Origin of the sequence: Pseudomonas sp. S3(2024) (assembly GCF_036861315.1) — a bacterium.
Taxonomy (GTDB): Bacteria; Pseudomonadota; Gammaproteobacteria; order Pseudomonadales; family Pseudomonadaceae; genus Aquipseudomonas; species Aquipseudomonas putida_A.
Window position 1 is genome coordinate 117,555 of the sequence record NZ_JAZAQQ010000010.1, and the last position, 14,991, is coordinate 132,545.

The following is a 14,991-nucleotide window of genomic DNA, read 5'->3' on the forward strand; positions in this document are numbered from 1 at the left end:
TGTAATGAAGAATCCCCCGCCAGTGCTCTGGCGGGGGATTTTTTATGGGTTACTGGCCCAGATCGACTTCACCGGCACGGTGGCCACCGGCGTACGTTTGCGCCACTGATTGTCCTCGACCAGACTCACCTCCAATTGCTTGCGATCCTTGGAAAAAGTGGCGGTCAGGTACGTCTGCTGAGAAGCTGAACCGCTGAGAAACATCGGCACGCTCCCCATATAGGTCTGGCTACCACCCTCGTCGTGGAAGTGGCCGGCGAACATCGCCGTCACCTGATACTTTTCAATCATTTCGCGAAAGCGCTTCTCTTGATCCCAACTGCCTTTCCACTCATAGGGCTTGTGCATGTTGATAATGATCGCGTAGCCCTGCGCTCGCGCTATTCGCAAATCATTTTCCAGCCAGTCCAGCGACGCCGTGATATCGAATGTGGTCGGATTCAACGCGTGAGAAATCTTCACCGCATAAGTGGGTTCATTGTTCAACTGCACCAGATGCACTTCACCCACATTCTTTGAATAAGCCAGACTACCCAGATAGTGTTTATTCACAAAGCTTCCAGTAACTTCCAGATCAAATTCATCGACTTTACCGACATGATGATCACGGTAATCAACAATACTGCCCGCTGCGCAACTTTCACTGAAACAGTCATTCACGTTGTTCTGGTAGTCGTGATTGCCCAATCCGTAGAGCACGTGATCGCCAAAGTGTTTCTTCAGCATCGAACCGATGAAAGAGCGCTGCCAGCCGTGGCCAAACGCGGTCATGTCACCGTTGATCATCAATGGCACGGCAGCCTGCCCGCCCATCTCGGTGCGGAACTGGGCAATGCTCGCGAACTGGGTTTCCACCAGCCATTTCGCGCGCTTTTCGAAATCCGCGCTCGACTCATCCTCGCCACTGTCCGACTTTTCTGTCCACGGGTATTGCGGGTCTGATGCAAATACCATGTGCTGCGGCATACCTTCATTGGCACTGGCGAGAGAAGTCAGGGACACCAGACACAGACAAGCGAAGAGCTTTTTAACTTCCTTGATTTTCATAACACTCCATTATTCCGTTAAATTTCAAAACATGAACATGCAACTAACACGCTGCAGAACAGCCAATAAGCTATTCGAAAAAAACAAGAAAACAAAACCCATTAATTAACTAATGATATTTCTGGAATATTAAAACCGCCTTCGAAATTAATACTTTGAGACACATGCCTGATGGACTCGATTCGCTATGCTCTGTAGGGTCGTCCACAGCCCGTTGACCCTCATCGGAGCCACTTCAAGGATGAAGCCGCTATGTTGAATGACAGCAAAACCCTCTCCCGGTTGATCAGAAACTCACAGACAACGATCAGGCAATCGATCCATCGAACCACCCCGTGGAATCGATTGCCGTGACACTGGGTAATCCGTTGCAACCCGACTCCAGAAGCACCACAAAGCCCCACAGAAATACCGGCAGTCTCGAGAGCCTGGGCGGCGGCAGACTTCCCTGAGTCTTGACGCCACGTCTGAATCAATCCGAGCCAGTCTGCGCCTTGTGCGAGGCTGGCTCGACTGATGCCTGCCACGGACCGACCAACGGACGGCTGAGTCCTGTCTTCCTCGATTGCCGCCCCCAAGGCGAAGTAGTAACGTTGCTACATCTGTATTGCGAGAGGTCAACCATGATGGCAATCACCACCATCTCCAGCCGTGAATTCAATCAGGACACCAGCAGCGCCAAAAAGGCTGCGCGTCTGGGTCCAGTGATCATCACCGACCGTGGCAAGGCCTCTCATGTTCTGTTGAGCATTGAGGAATATCAGAAACTGAGCGGCGCAAACACGAGCATTGTCGATTTGTTGGTCATGCCGGAGGCTGCCGACATCGATTTCGAAACCGAGCGCGCAGTCATCATTCATCGTCCCGTGGATCTGTCCTGATGTATTTACTCGACACCAATGTGATTTCCGAACTTCGCAAGCCGCAGGCCGATGCCAATGTGGTCAGTTGGGCCAAAGGCGTCATCGCCCCGCGCCTGTACATTTCCGCCATTACTTTGAAAGAACTGGAAACCGGAGTACTGCGAATGGAACGGCGTGATCCTGCTCAAGGAAAGCTGTTGCGCAGTTGGCTGACGCGTCACGTCATTCCGGCATTCGAAGCCCGAATCCTGCCGGTTGATGCCGCGGTGGCACTGCGTTGTGCCAGCCTGCATGTATCCGACCAGGCCAATGAAAGCGATGCATTGATAGCTGCCACTGCCCTGGTGCATGGACTCACGGTGGTCACGCGCAATGTCGGTGATTTCCGCTCGAGCGGCGTCGCCCTGATCAACCCATGGGAACATTGAATTAGCCGCCACTCCAAAACCGTCCATACTCAACAAGTCAATTGATCTGCATCAGGCTTTGCTGCATTCGCTACACCAATAATGCTTTTTCCCCAACGCGACCAAAGGTCGCACCCTTGAGTTAGAGCGACAGGCGTATCATTGCGCCACTGCGACACCCCTTTCTGACCGCGGTCGGCACGTATCGACCGAGGCATTTGTCCACTGCCGTGGGATGCAATGATGAGCAACCAGATTCCGGTACACGACGTCACACCACCGAGCAAAAACGCGAACAACAGCGTCGATCTTTACGCCTCTCGAGAAAAAATCTACACCCGTGCTTTCACCGGCCTGTTCCGCAATCTGCGGATGATCGGCGGCGCCGCGCTGTTCCTGTTGTATTTCGGTACGGTGTGGCTGAACTGGGGCGGGCATCAGGCGGTGTGGTGGAACCTGCCGGAACGCAAGTTCTTCATCTTTGGTGCGACCTTCTGGCCGCAGGACTTCATCCTGCTGTCGGGGCTGCTGATCATCGCGGCGTTCGGCCTGTTCTTCATCACCGTTTACGCCGGCCGCGTCTGGTGCGGCTATACCTGTCCGCAAAGCGTGTGGACGTGGATTTTCATGTGGTGCGAGAAGGTCACCGAAGGCGACCGCAACCAGCGGATCAAGCTCGATAAAGCGCCAATGACCGGCAACAAATTTCTGCGCAAGCTCGCCAAGCATTCATTGTGGCTGCTGATCGGCTTCGTCACCGGCATGACCTTCGTCGGCTACTTCTCGCCAATCCGCGAACTGGTGTTTGAATTCTTCACCGGTCAGGCCGATGGCTGGTCGTATTTCTGGGTCGGTTTCTTCACCCTCGCCACCTACGGCAACGCCGGCTGGCTGCGCGAGCAGGTGTGCATCTACATGTGTCCGTACGCACGTTTCCAGAGCGTGATGTTCGACAAGGACACCCTCATCGTTTCCTACGATCCGCGTCGCGGCGAAAGCCGTGGCCCGCGCAAGAAAGGTGTCGACTACAAGGCCATGGGTCTGGGCGACTGCATCGATTGCACCATGTGCGTTCAGGTGTGCCCGACCGGTATCGACATCCGTGACGGCCTGCAGATCGAGTGCATCGGTTGCGCCGCGTGCATCGACGCCTGCGACGCAATCATGGACAAGATGGACTACCCGCGTGGCCTCATCAGCTACACCACCGAACACAACCTCTCCGGCCAGAAAACCCATAAACTGCGGCCGCGCCTGATTGGCTACGCGGTGGTGCTGCTGGCGATGATCAGCCTGCTGGTGACCGCGTTCTTCATGCGCTCGCTGGTCGGTTTCGACGTCAGCAAGGACCGCGTGCTGTACCGCGAAAACGCCGAAGGCCGGATCGAAAACGTCTACAGCCTGAAGATCATGAACAAGGATCAGCGCGACCACACCTACGTGCTGGAAGCCGCCGGCCTGCCGGATCTGCGCCTGCAAGGCAAACGCGAGATCAAGGTGCCGGCCGGCGAAATCTTCAGCATGCCGGTGGAGTTGTCGAGCGCACCGGAACAATTGCCGTCGAGCACCAACGAGGTGAAATTCATCCTCAAGGATGCCGACGATGATAGCGTCCACGTTGAAGCCAAGAGCCGATTCATCGGCCCACAAACCCGTTGAGAGAACTGAACATGCCCGCAGCAAACGCCGCCAGCCCTTGGTACAAGCACCTTTGGCCATGGATCATCATCGGGATTCTGGCCTGTTCGGTGACCTTGACCCTGTCGATGGTGACCATTGCGGTGAACAACCCGGACAACCTGGTCAACGACAACTACTACGAGGCCGGCAAAGGCATCAACCGCTCACTGGATCGCGAGCTGCTGGCGCAGGAGCTGAAGATGCGCGCCAGCGTGCATCTGGATGACCTGACCGGCGAAGTTGACCTGCGCCTGAGCGGCGACAGCCAGCCGAAAACCCTGGAACTGAACCTGATCTCGCCGACCCAACCGGAGAAGGATCGCAAGATCGTCCTGACCCGCAGCGAAACCGAAACCGGCCGTTACATCGGTCAGTTGGGCGACAAGGTCGAAGGCCGGCGTTTTGTCGAATTGCTGGGCACGCAGGACGACCACGTGTGGCGCATGTTCGAAGAGGAACAGGTCAGCCACGACAAGGATCTGCTGCTCGGTGACGAACCGCTGCAGGGCGCCGAAGACCTGGATAAATAAATAAACTGCAGAAGCCCCTCACCCTAACCCTCTCCCGGAGGGAGAGGGGACTGATTTCGGCCGCTCCCATGCCTTGTGTATGGCAGTGACGATATCCGTGGATGCACCTCTTTTCCGGCCTCCATCAATCGGCTCCCTCTCCCTCCGGGAGAGGGCTGGGGTGAGGGCAAGCGGACAACCCCAATGCAAGGGCTTACCCCCTCAACGATGCCATGACCACCCCACTCCCCTGCTACCACTGCGCTCTGCCCGTCCCGTCGGGCAGCCGCTTCACCGCCGTCGTGCTCGGGGAGTCCCGCGAGTTCTGCTGTCCCGGCTGCCAGGCCGTGGCCGAAGCCATCGTCGCCGGTGGTCTGGAAAGCTATTACCAGCATCGCAGCGAAGCTTCGGCCAATCCCGAAGCCTTGCCGGTGCAATTGACCGATGAACTGGCGCTGTACGACCGCGCCGACGTGCAAAAACCCTTCGTCCGTCACGAGGGCGAACTCGCCGAAACCACCCTGTTGATGGAAGGCATCAGTTGCGCCGCCTGCGGCTGGCTGATCGAGAAACACCTGCGCAGCCTGCCGGCAGTGGCCGAGGCGCGGCTGAATCTGTCCAACCATCGCCTGCATGTGCAATGGGCCGACGCACAATTGCCGCTGAGCCAGATCCTCGCCGAGCTGCGCCACATCGGTTACGCCGCCCACCCCTATCAGGCCGACCGCGCCAGCGAACAACTGGCCAGCGAGAACCGCCTCGCCCTGCGCCAGCTCGGCGTCGCCGGATTGCTGTGGTTCCAGGCAATGATGGCGACCATGGCGACCTGGCCGGAATTCAACATCGACCTCAGCCCCGAACTGCACACGATCCTGCGTTGGGTCGCGCTGTTCCTGACCACACCGATCGTGTTCTACAGCTGCGCGCCGTTCTTCAAAGGCGCGATGCGCGATCTGCGCACCCGCCACCTGACCATGGATGTCTCGGTGTCGCTGGCGATCGGCAGCGCCTACATTGCCGGGATCTGGACCTCGATCACCGGCGTCGGTGAGCTGTATTTCGATGCGGTCGGGATGTTCGCGCTGTTCCTGCTCGCCGGGCGCTATCTGGAACGCCGCGCCCGCGAGCGCACCGCCGCGGCCACCGCGCAGCTTGTGAACCTGTTGCCAGCCTCGTGCCTGCGCCTCGACGCCAATGGCCAGAGCGAACGCATCCTGCTCAGCGAATTGCGCCTGGGTGACCGGGTGCTGGTGCAACCGGGTTCGATCCTGCCGGCGGACGGCAAGATCCTCGACGGCCAGTCGAGCATCGACGAATCGCTGCTGACCGGCGAATACCTGCCGCAACCGCGCACGCTGGGTGATGCGGTCACCGCTGGCACGCTGAATGTCGAAGGCGCACTCACTGTCGAGGTACTGGCGCTGGGTCAGGACACACGCCTGTCGGCCATTGTCCGCCTGCTCGATCGCGCCCAGGCCGAGAAACCCCGATTGGCGGAAATCGCCGACCGCGCCGCGCAATGGTTCCTGCTGTTGTCGCTGATTGCGGCCGCAGCGATCGGCCTGTTGTGGTGGCAGCTGGATGCGTCGCGGGCGTTCTGGATCGTGCTGGCGATGCTGGTGGCGACCTGCCCTTGCGCGCTGTCGCTGGCAACCCCGACGGCGTTGACCGCCGCCACTGGCACCCTGCACAAACTCGGCCTGTTGCTGACGCGCGGCCATGTGCTGGAAGGCCTGAACCAGATCGACACGGTGATCTTCGACAAGACCGGCACCCTCACCGAGGGGCGGCTGGTTTTGCGTTCGATCCGTCCACTGGGCACGCTGAACAGCGACCAGTGCCTGAGCCTTGCCGCCGCGTTGGAAAATCGTTCGGAACACCCGATTGCCCGCGCCTTCGGTCGTGCGCCACTGGCGGCTGAAGAAGTGCACAGCACGCCGGGACTTGGCCTCGAAGGGCTGGTTGGCACACAGCGTTTGCGCATCGGTCAGGCAGAATTTGTCTGCGCCCTCAGCGGTTCGCCGCTGCCGGCGATGCCGGATGAACCGGGTCAGTGGCTGCTGCTCGGCGATGACTCGGCAGCGTTGGCCTGGTTCGTCCTCGACGACCGCCTGCGCGACGATGCGCCCGCCCTGCTCGCCGCGTGCAAGGCCCGTGGCTGGCGCACGCTGCTGTTGTCCGGCGACAGCTCGCCGATGGTCGCCAGCGTCGCCGCCGAACTGGGTATCGACGAGGCCCGTGGCGGTCTGCGTCCGGATGACAAACTGCAAGTGCTGCAACAGCTTCATCAAGAAGGACGCAAGGTGTTGATGCTCGGCGATGGGGTGAACGACGTGCCGGTGCTGGCAGCTGCCGACATCAGCGTGGCCATGGGTTCGGCCACCGATCTGGCGAAAACCAGCGCCGACGCGGTGCTGCTGTCCAACCGCCTCGACGCGCTGGTGCAAGCCTTTACCTTAGCGCGCAGAACCCGTCGGGTAATCATCGAGAACCTGCTGTGGGCGGCGCTGTACAATGGCCTCATGTTGCCGTTCGCCGCCCTCGGCTGGATCACTCCGGTGTGGGCTGCGGTCGGCATGTCGATCAGTTCGTTGACCGTGGTGCTCAACGCCCTGCGCCTGACTCGCCTGCCGAGCGCGCCGGTCGCCGGCACCCGTTCAGAAACCCGCCCGTTGCCGGCCTGAGCCGCGCGGGCCTGGAGTACCGATGCCAGCTCTTTACGTGATGATCCCGGCCGCCCTGCTGATCGTGGCCATCGCCGTGTACATCTTCTTCTGGGCGGTGGACAGCGGGCAGTACGACGACCTCGATGGTCCGGCCCACAGCATCCTGTTCGACGATCAGGACCCGAACCACACCGCCGCCGTGGACGAAGCCAAAGCCGACAAACCGCAGGACAAGGCGCCACCCCATGCTTGAGCTGGCGCCGCTGCTGGTTTCCGCGCTGATCCTCGGCCTGCTCGGTGGCGGGCATTGCCTGGGCATGTGCGGCGGCCTGATGGGCGCGCTGACCCTGGCGATCCCCAAGGAACAGCGCAGCCGACGCTTTCGTCTGCTGCTGGCGTACAACCTCGGACGGATCCTCAGTTACGCGACCGCCGGTTTGCTGATCGGCCTTGCCGGTTGGGCGGTGGCGAACAGCCCGGCGGCGATGGTCATGCGAATTCTCGCCGGGTTGCTGCTGATTGCCATGGGCCTGTATCTGGCCGGCTGGTGGAGCGGCCTGACCCGCATCGAAAGCCTGGGTCGTGGTTTGTGGCGTTACATTCAGCCGGTGGCCAATCGCTTGCTGCCGGTGTCGACACTGCCCCGTGCGTTATTGCTCGGCGCGCTATGGGGCTGGCTGCCGTGCGGACTGGTTTACAGCACGCTGCTGTGGTCGGCGAGCCAGGGCAATGCGCTGGACAGTGCGTTGTTGATGCTGGCGTTCGGGCTGGGCACATGGCCGGTGCTGCTGGCTACCGGGCTGGCGGCCGAGCGGGTTACGGCGTTGCTGCGTAAACGCAGCGTGCGCATGGCCGGCGGTCTGCTGGTGATCCTGTTCGGCATCTGGACCCTGCCGGGGCCGCACCAGCACTGGCTGATGGGCCACTGACCGGCGGCGCGGCCTTCGCCAGCAGGCTCGCTCCCACAGGTTTTGTGTACGCCACAAATCTCCTGTGGGAGCGAGCCTGCTCGCGATGGGGCCGCGTGACTTATACGAATCCTCCCCGTTGATACAAATCAAGATGCCCCGCCGCGCCCTCCCCTAGACTCGCCACACTGCCAGCCTATCCGGGGGAATGCCCGCATGCTCGACGCCATTCGTTGGGACACTGATCTGATCCGCCGCTACGACCTGGCGGGGCCGCGCTACACCTCGTATCCGACCGCCGTGCAATTCAACAGTCAGGTCGGCACCTTCGACCTGTTCCACGCCCTGCGCGACAGCCGCAAGGCGTTGCGCCCCTTGTCGCTGTACGTGCACGTGCCGTTCTGCGCGAACATTTGCTACTACTGCGCCTGCAACAAGGTCATCACCAAGGATCGCGGGCGAGCGCAACCGTATCTGCAACGGCTGGAGCAGGAAATCCAGTTGATCGCCTGCCACCTGGAACCGGCGCAGAAAGTCGAGCAACTGCACTTCGGCGGCGGCACCCCGACCTTTCTCAGCCACGACGAACTGCGGCAGTTGATGGCGCACCTGCGCAAACACTTCAATCTGCTGGATGACGATTCCGGCGATTACGGCATCGAGATCGACCCGCGCGAGGCCGACTGGTCGACCATGGGGCTGTTGCGCGAACTCGGCTTCAACCGGGTCAGCATCGGCCTGCAAGACCTCGACCCGGCGGTGCAACGGGCGGTCAATCGCCTGCAAAGCCTGGAAGAAACCCGCGCGGTGATCGACGCCGCGCGCACCCTGCAATTTCGCTCGATCAACATCGACCTGATCTACGGCCTGCCGAAGCAGACCCCGGAGAACTTTGCGCGCACCGTCGAGGAGGTCATCAGCCTGCAACCGGACCGGCTCTCGGTGTTCAATTATGCGCACTTGCCGGAGCGCTTCATGCCGCAGCGGCGGATCAACAGCCACGAGCTGCCGAGCCCTGCGCAGAAACTCGAAATGCTTCAGCGCACCATCGAACAACTGACTGCCGCCGGCTACCGTTACATCGGCATGGATCACTTCGCCCTGCCCGACGACGAGCTGGCGATTGCCCAGGAAGAGCAGACCCTGCAGCGCAACTTTCAGGGCTACACCACCCACGGTCATTGCGACCTGATTGGTCTTGGGGTGTCGGCGATCAGCCAGATCGGCGACCTCTACTGCCAGAACAACAGCGATCTGAACCAGTACCAGAACACCCTCGCCGCCGCGCAACTGGCAACCAGCCGTGGCCTGGTGTGCAATGCCGACGATCGCCTGCGCCGCGCGGTGATCCAGCAACTGATCTGCAATTTCAGCCTGGAATTCGCCGAAATCGAGCAGGCGTTCAACATCGATTTTCAGGGTTACTTCGGCGCGCTGTGGCCGCAACTGCAAGGCATGGCCAACGATGGGCTGATCAATCTGGAACGCGAGCGGATCGAAGTGTTGCCGACCGGGCGCCTGCTGGTGCGTTCGGTGTGTATGGTGTTCGACGCGTATCTGGAACAGCAGAACCGCCAGCGCTTCTCGCGGGTGATCTGAAACGCCCTGCTTATGAAACCGATGTATCTCGAACGCCCCGTGTTTTTATTTGCCCTGCGGCCTTATGCCCGTGGGACAAACTCGCCGCAGACTGGCCTGAATGTCCTCCCGTGGGTTACCCTTACGGCTTATGTGTGTTTTCCCACAAGGATTTAAGAAATGTCCGAGCCAGTCAAACTGCGCGCTCACAACCAGGCCCATTGCAAGGATTGCAGCCTGGCTCCTCTCTGCCTGCCACTTTCTCTGAATCTGGAAGACATGGATGCGCTGGACGAAATCGTTAAACGTGGCCGCCCGTTGAAAAAGGGTGAGTTCCTGTTCCGTCAGGGCGACACCTTCGATTCCGTCTATGCAGTACGCTCCGGCGCCCTGAAGACCTTCAGCCTGAGCGACAGCGGCGAAGAACAACTGACCGGTTTCCACCTGCCGAGCGAGCTGGTCGGCCTGTCCGGCATGGACACCGAGAAACACCCGGTGTCGGCCCAGGCCCTGGAGACCACCTCGGTCTGTGAAATTCCTTTCGAACGCCTTGATGAACTGGCCCTGCAACTGCCGCAACTGCGCCGTCAGTTGATGCGGGTGATGAGCCGCGAGATCCGTGACGACCAGCAGATGATGCTGCTGTTGTCGAAAAAAACCGCCGACGAGCGCATCGCCACGTTCCTGGTCAATCTGTCGGCCCGCTTCCGTGCTCGCGGGTTCTCGGCCAACCAGTTCCGCCTGAGCATGTCGCGCAATGAGATCGGCAATTACCTGGGCCTGGCGGTGGAAACCGTGTCACGGGTGTTCACCCGCTTCCAGCAGAACGAACTGATCGCCGCCGAGGGCAAAGAGATCCACATCCTCGACCCGATCCAGCTCTGCGCCCTGGCCGGCGGCTCGCTCGAAGGCTGATCTCGATCCGCGGTTGAGCGAAGCGTTTCAGCCGCGGGTATACTGCGCCGTTTGCAGCCCTGCCAGGACACCTCGACGATGGTCTTCGACTCCTTCGACATCAAATCCCTGATCCGCCCCGTGATCGACTTCCCGAAACCGGGCGTGATCTTTCGCGACATCACCCCGCTGTTCCAGTCGCCCAAGGCCCTGCGCCTGGTGATGGACAGCTTCGCCCACCGTTATGTGGAAGCCGATTTCACCCACATCGGCGCGATGGATGCGCGCGGTTTCCTGATCGGTTCGGTGCTGGCCTACCAACTGAACAAGCCGCTGGTGCTGTTCCGCAAGCAAGGCAAACTGCCCGCGGACGTGCTGGCCGAAGGTTACGCAACCGAGTACGGCGAAGCGTTCCTCGAAGTCCACGCCGACAGCCTGTGCGAAGGCGATTCGGTGGTGATGTTCGATGACCTGATTGCCACCGGTGGCACGTTGATCGCCGCGGCCAACCTGATCCGCCGCATGGGCGCGCGGGTGCATGAGGCGGCGGCGATTATCGATCTGCCGGAGCTGGGTGGGTCGCAGCGTCTGGAAGATATGGGCATCCCTACCTTCTGCCTGACGCAGTTTGCCCTGACTGATAAGTAAGTAGCGCCTGTCAGACCGCTTTCGCGAGCAGGCTCGCTCCCACATTTGGAATGCATTCTCCTGTGGGAGCGAGCCTGCTCGCGAAGGCGTCGGCCGCCTCAACGCAGAACCTAAAGCCCCATCTGCTTGCTGATGATTTCGTTCATCACCTCCCGCGTCCCGCCGCCAATCGACAGAATGCGGTTATCCCGATACAGCCGCTCCACCAGACTCTCGCGCATGTAACCCAGGCCACCAAGAATCTGCACCGCCTCGGTGGTAATCCGGTCCGAGGTGTCCGTGGCAACGTTCTTGGCCATGGAAATCTCCTTGATCACGCTCTGCCCCGCCGCCATTTTCGCCGCCTGGCGGTAGGTGAACTCGCGCGATACTTCCAGCGCCGTGGCCATCTCGGCCAGCCGATGCTTGATCACCTGAAACTTGCCGATCGGTTTGCCGAACGCCTCACGCTCGCGCGCCCACTTCAGCGCCTCTTCGAGCGCGAGCTGCGAGGTCATGTTGGCCATCAGCGCCAGCGCCAGTCGTTCACTCTGGAAATTGCCCATGATGCAGGCGAAGCCCATGTTCTCGGCGCCAATCAGATTGCCCACAGGCACCGTGCAATCGTCGAAGAACAGTTCAGCGGTGTCCGAGGCCCACCAGCCCATTTTCTTCAACTGGCGGCCTACGGTGAAGCCTGGGGTGCCCTTCTCGATCAGCAACAGACTGATGCCGCCGAAACCCGGCGCTCCGGTGCGCACTGCGACGGTATAGAAGTCGGCGCGTACGCCACTGGTAATGAAGGTCTTGCTGCCGCTGACCCGGTAGACGTCGCCGTCACGCACGGCGCGGGTTTGCAGGTTGGCGACGTCGGAACCGCCGCCGGGCTCGGTGACCGCCAGCGCGCTGATTTTCTCGCCGCTGAGCACTGCTGGCACCACGCGGTCGCGCACCTCGGGCCGGGCCCATTTGACGATCGGTGGCAGGCCGATATCCAGCGAACCGAGGCCGGCGGCCAGGCCACCGGAGCCGCAGCGCATAAGTTCTTCGCTGGCGGCAACCTTGGCGAACACATCACCTTCGTGGCTGCCGCCCAGCGCTTCGGGATAACCGATACCGAGAATCCCCGCCACCCCAGCCTTCAGGTACAGCTCACGGGGAAAGCTTTCGGCCTCTTCCCACGCATTGATGTCCGGCAGGATCTCGCGCTCGACGAAACGTCTGACGCTGTCGCGGACCATTTGGTGGCTGGGGTCGAAGTAATCCTGGAAAGCAGGCATCGGCGAACTCCACTGAAGGGTTTACCGAACTTAACCGAGCGCTTGCTTGGTTTTCAATAAGTTTGTGTGAATCAGTCATACCGAGGTGCGCCCATCGCTGGCAAGCCAGCTCCCACAGGTTTTTTTGGTGTGCACAACATTTGTGAACGACCGAAGTCACTGTGGGAGCTGGCTTGCCAGCGATGGGGCCAGTTCAGGCAACACACCTGTCAGAGGGAAATCGGCTTACGCCCGGCAAACGAATGCGCCAGTGTCCCACCATCCACCAACTCCAGCTCCCCACCCAGCGGCACACCGTGGGCAATCCGCGAAGCGATCAGGCCTTTGTTGCTGAGCAGTTGGGCAATGTAATGCGCGGTCGCCTCCCCCTCCACCGTCGGGTTGGTGGCGAGGATGACTTCGGTAAACGTGCCCGCCTCTTCAATGCGCGCCATCAACTGCGGAATACCGATAGCTTCCGGCCCGAGACCGTCGAGCGGCGACAGGTGGCCCTTGAGCACGAAGTAACGCCCACGGAAACCGGTCTGCTCCACCGCATACACGTCCATCGGCCCTTCCACCACGCACAGCAGCGTGTCGTCGCGGCGCGTGTCGGCGCATTGCGGGCACAGATCGTCTTCGGTCAGCGTGCGGCACTGACGGCAGTGCCCCACCCCTTCCATGGCCTGGCTCAAGGCCTGGGCCAGGCGCGTGCCGCCGCTGCGATCACGCTCGAGCAACTGCAACGCCATGCGCTGGGCGGTTTTCTGACCCACGCCCGGCAAAGTGCGCAGGGCGTCGATCAGTTGGCGAATCAAAGGGCTGAAGCTCATGGGTAAAAAGTCCGACAAAACAACGAGACGCGGTTTATACCCGCGCCTCTGGCCAGCGTCAAATGCTCAGTCCTGGGCGACCTTCACCACCAGTTTGCCGAAGTTGCGCCCCTCCAACAGACCGATAAACGCCTCGGGCGCCTGCTCCAGGCCTTCCACGACGTCTTCACGGAATTTGACCTTGCCGTCGCGCACCCACGGCACCATGTGGCTGATGAATTCCGGCTGACGGTCGCCGTAGTCATCAAACACGATGAAGCCCTGAATCCGCACGCGCTTGGTCAGCAACGTACGCTGCAGCATTGGCAGACGATCCGGGCCTTGCGGCACTTCAGTGGCGTTGTAACCGGCAATCAGCCCGCACAGCGGAATGCGCGCCTTGGGATTGAGCAGCGGCACCACGGCATCGAACACATGCCCGCCGACGTTTTCGTAATAGATGTCGATGCCTTTCGGGCAAGCCTTGGCCAGTTGTTCGGCAAAGTCCGGCGCCTTGTGATCGATGCAGGCATCAAACCCCAGTTCCTCGACCACGTATTTGCATTTGTCGGCTCCACCGGCCACACCCACGGCGCGCAGGCCCTTGATCTTCGCCACCTGACCGACCACTGAACCGACCGCACCGGACGCTGCAGCCACCACCAGGGTCTCGCCTTCTTTCGGCTGACCGATGTCGATCAGCCCCATGTACGCGGTCATCCCCGGCATGCCCAGTACACCGAGGGCCATCGACGGGCTCGGCAGACCGGACGGAATCGGCATGATGTTACGGCCGTCGCTGATGCTGTGGCTCTGCCAGCCAGTGAGGCCGACCACCAGATCGCCCTGGTGGAATTTCGGATGACGGGAATTCTCGACACGGCTGACAGCGCCACCGGTCATGACTTCGCCGATTTGTACCGGCGCGGCGTAGGACGGTGCATCGCTCATGCGCCCGCGCATGTACGGGTCCAGCGACAGGTACAGGGTTTTCAGCAGCACCTGGCCGTCTTCGAGATCCGGCAACGCTTCGCGCTCCAGACGGAAGTTTTCCGGAGTCGGCGCGCCCACCGGACGTGAAGCGAGGACGAAGCGTTGGTTGAGGGTCAGAGGGTCGGACATGTCAGCGTCTCCTGTGAATGGGGAATTCGGCGGTATAGGGAGCAGACCTTTGGCGGCGGTGGTGGGTTCGATGTTTCTTCAGTTGGTCCGAGCCGACGCCTTCGCGAGCAAGCCCGCTCCCACAGGAAGAACGCATTCCAAATGTGGGAGCGGGCTTGCTCGCGAAAGCGTCAGCTCTGCCAACACATGACACTCAGGCAAAAACAAAAATGCCAGGCGCGATGCCTGGCATTTTGTGTAGCTCATCCAACTCGCGATGGCGAATCAGAATGGCAGTTTCATACCTGCTGGCAGGTTCATGCCGGCGGTCATGCTGCCCATTTTTTCCTGGCTGTTGGCTTCGATCTTGCGCACGGCATCGTTGACGGCGGCAGCGACCACAGCTTCGAGCATTTCCTTGTCGTCTTCGCTCAGGCCTTCAACCAGGCTTGGATCGATGCTGACGCTTTTCACGTCGTGACGACCGGTCATTACCACGGTGACCATATCGCCACCAGCCTTGCCGGTGACTTCGGCGTTGGCCAGTTCTTCCTGCATCTTGGCCATTTTTTCCTGCATCTGCTGTGCCTGCTTCATCAGGCCGGCCATGCCACCTTTCATCATGGGAATCACCTCAAAA

The 14,991-nt window shown here is 60.7% G+C and carries 15 protein-coding genes; 10 read left to right on the forward strand and 5 right to left on the reverse strand.

The window, feature by feature from the left end:
- Nucleotides 1–42 precede the first annotated feature (42 nt).
- Nucleotides 43–1,047 (reverse strand): metallophosphoesterase family protein, encoded by a 1,005-nt coding sequence (locus VLA07_RS22750; protein WP_103368397.1) that lies wholly within the window; start codon nt 1,045–1,047, stop codon nt 43–45.
- Between the two features lie 626 nt (nt 1,048–1,673).
- Between VLA07_RS22750 and VLA07_RS22755 the strand changes: the two genes are divergently transcribed.
- The 10 genes from VLA07_RS22755 (at nt 1,674) to VLA07_RS22800 (ending at nt 11,200) form a co-directional block, all read left to right on the forward strand.
- Entirely contained in the window at nt 1,674–1,928 is a 255-nt protein-coding gene (locus VLA07_RS22755; RefSeq protein WP_047599120.1) for a type II toxin-antitoxin system Phd/YefM family antitoxin, read from the forward strand.
- A complete protein-coding gene (locus tag VLA07_RS22760; protein WP_333991504.1) occupies nt 1,928–2,338 on the forward strand; it encodes a type II toxin-antitoxin system VapC family toxin in 411 nt (136 codons plus the stop codon). The genes VLA07_RS22755 and VLA07_RS22760 overlap by 1 nt, the downstream gene beginning before the upstream one ends.
- Before the next feature lie 222 nt (nt 2,339–2,560).
- Entirely contained in the window at nt 2,561–3,976 is a 1,416-nt protein-coding gene (gene ccoG, locus VLA07_RS22765) for a cytochrome c oxidase accessory protein CcoG (RefSeq protein ID WP_098967982.1), read from the forward strand.
- Between the two features lie 11 nt (nt 3,977–3,987).
- On the forward strand, nt 3,988–4,527 hold the full coding sequence (locus VLA07_RS22770) for a FixH family protein (protein WP_096797655.1): 540 nt from the start codon (nt 3,988–3,990) through the stop codon (nt 4,525–4,527).
- 212 nt (nt 4,528–4,739) lie between these two features.
- Nucleotides 4,740–7,190, forward strand: a complete 2,451-nt coding sequence (locus VLA07_RS22775; RefSeq protein ID WP_333991508.1) for a heavy metal translocating P-type ATPase — start codon at nt 4,740–4,742, stop codon at nt 7,188–7,190.
- A gap of 22 nt (nt 7,191–7,212) precedes the next feature.
- The gene (ccoS, locus tag VLA07_RS22780; RefSeq protein ID WP_007965536.1) at nt 7,213–7,425 is read left to right on the forward strand and encodes a cbb3-type cytochrome oxidase assembly protein CcoS; all 213 of its coding nucleotides are present in this window, start codon (nt 7,213–7,215) and stop codon (nt 7,423–7,425) included.
- Nucleotides 7,418–8,101, forward strand: a complete 684-nt coding sequence (locus VLA07_RS22785) for a sulfite exporter TauE/SafE family protein (RefSeq protein WP_103368393.1) — start codon at nt 7,418–7,420, stop codon at nt 8,099–8,101. The genes ccoS and VLA07_RS22785 overlap by 8 nt, the downstream gene beginning before the upstream one ends.
- Before the next feature lie 195 nt (nt 8,102–8,296).
- Nucleotides 8,297–9,679 carry an oxygen-independent coproporphyrinogen III oxidase gene (hemN, locus tag VLA07_RS22790; protein ID WP_333991512.1) on the forward strand — a complete coding sequence of 461 codons (1,383 nt, stop codon included), beginning with the start codon at nt 8,297–8,299 and terminating at the stop codon, nt 9,677–9,679.
- Nucleotides 9,680–9,838: 159 nt separating this feature from the next.
- Nucleotides 9,839–10,573 carry a fumarate/nitrate reduction transcriptional regulator Fnr gene (gene fnr / locus VLA07_RS22795; protein WP_003223347.1) on the forward strand — a complete coding sequence of 245 codons (735 nt, stop codon included), beginning with the start codon at nt 9,839–9,841 and terminating at the stop codon, nt 10,571–10,573.
- Nucleotides 10,574–10,651: 78 nt separating this feature from the next.
- The gene (locus VLA07_RS22800) at nt 10,652–11,200 is read left to right on the forward strand and encodes an adenine phosphoribosyltransferase (protein ID WP_003223345.1); all 549 of its coding nucleotides are present in this window, start codon (nt 10,652–10,654) and stop codon (nt 11,198–11,200) included.
- A gap of 110 nt (nt 11,201–11,310) precedes the next feature.
- Here the strand turns inward: VLA07_RS22800 and VLA07_RS22805 are convergent, their stop codons facing one another.
- The 4 genes from VLA07_RS22805 to VLA07_RS22820 form a co-directional block, all read right to left on the reverse strand.
- A complete protein-coding gene (locus VLA07_RS22805; protein ID WP_333991515.1) occupies nt 11,311–12,459 on the reverse strand; it encodes an acyl-CoA dehydrogenase family protein in 1,149 nt (382 codons plus the stop codon).
- Nucleotides 12,460–12,668: 209 nt separating this feature from the next.
- On the reverse strand, nt 12,669–13,271 hold the full coding sequence (recR, locus tag VLA07_RS22810) for a recombination mediator RecR (protein WP_003223341.1): 603 nt from the start codon (nt 13,269–13,271) through the stop codon (nt 12,669–12,671).
- Nucleotides 13,272–13,337: 66 nt separating this feature from the next.
- Entirely contained in the window at nt 13,338–14,372 is a 1,035-nt protein-coding gene (locus VLA07_RS22815; RefSeq protein WP_135295317.1) for an NADP-dependent oxidoreductase, read from the reverse strand.
- Nucleotides 14,373–14,636: 264 nt separating this feature from the next.
- A complete protein-coding gene (locus VLA07_RS22820) occupies nt 14,637–14,975 on the reverse strand; it encodes a YbaB/EbfC family nucleoid-associated protein (RefSeq protein WP_003223337.1) in 339 nt (112 codons plus the stop codon).
- Nucleotides 14,976–14,991 lie beyond the last annotated feature (16 nt).

Bases quoted from the DNA above. Each gene is read 5' to 3' on its own strand.
- VLA07_RS22800 (WP_003223345.1), top strand. From the start codon at position 10,652: ATGGTCTTCGACTCCTTCGACATCAAATCCCTGATCCGCCCCGTGATC.
- VLA07_RS22770 (WP_096797655.1), top strand. From the start codon at position 3,988: ATGCCCGCAGCAAACGCCGCCAGCCCTTGGTACAAGCACCTTTGGCCA.
- ccoG (WP_098967982.1), top strand. From the start codon at position 2,561: ATGAGCAACCAGATTCCGGTACACGACGTCACACCACCGAGCAAAAAC.
- fnr (WP_003223347.1), top strand. From the start codon at position 9,839: ATGTCCGAGCCAGTCAAACTGCGCGCTCACAACCAGGCCCATTGCAAG.
- VLA07_RS22820 (WP_003223337.1), bottom strand. From the start codon at position 14,975: ATGATGAAAGGTGGCATGGCCGGCCTGATGAAGCAGGCACAGCAGATG.
- recR (WP_003223341.1), bottom strand. From the start codon at position 13,271: ATGAGCTTCAGCCCTTTGATTCGCCAACTGATCGACGCCCTGCGCACT.
- VLA07_RS22750 (WP_103368397.1), bottom strand. From the start codon at position 1,047: ATGAAAATCAAGGAAGTTAAAAAGCTCTTCGCTTGTCTGTGTCTGGTG.
- VLA07_RS22775 (WP_333991508.1), top strand. From the start codon at position 4,740: ATGACCACCCCACTCCCCTGCTACCACTGCGCTCTGCCCGTCCCGTCG.
- VLA07_RS22815 (WP_135295317.1), bottom strand. From the start codon at position 14,372: ATGTCCGACCCTCTGACCCTCAACCAACGCTTCGTCCTCGCTTCACGT.
- ccoS (WP_007965536.1), top strand. From the start codon at position 7,213: ATGCCAGCTCTTTACGTGATGATCCCGGCCGCCCTGCTGATCGTGGCC.
- VLA07_RS22755 (WP_047599120.1), top strand. From the start codon at position 1,674: ATGGCAATCACCACCATCTCCAGCCGTGAATTCAATCAGGACACCAGC.
- VLA07_RS22760 (WP_333991504.1), top strand. From the start codon at position 1,928: ATGTATTTACTCGACACCAATGTGATTTCCGAACTTCGCAAGCCGCAG.
- VLA07_RS22785 (WP_103368393.1), top strand. From the start codon at position 7,418: ATGCTTGAGCTGGCGCCGCTGCTGGTTTCCGCGCTGATCCTCGGCCTG.
- VLA07_RS22805 (WP_333991515.1), bottom strand. From the start codon at position 12,459: ATGCCTGCTTTCCAGGATTACTTCGACCCCAGCCACCAAATGGTCCGC.
- hemN (WP_333991512.1), top strand. From the start codon at position 8,297: ATGCTCGACGCCATTCGTTGGGACACTGATCTGATCCGCCGCTACGAC.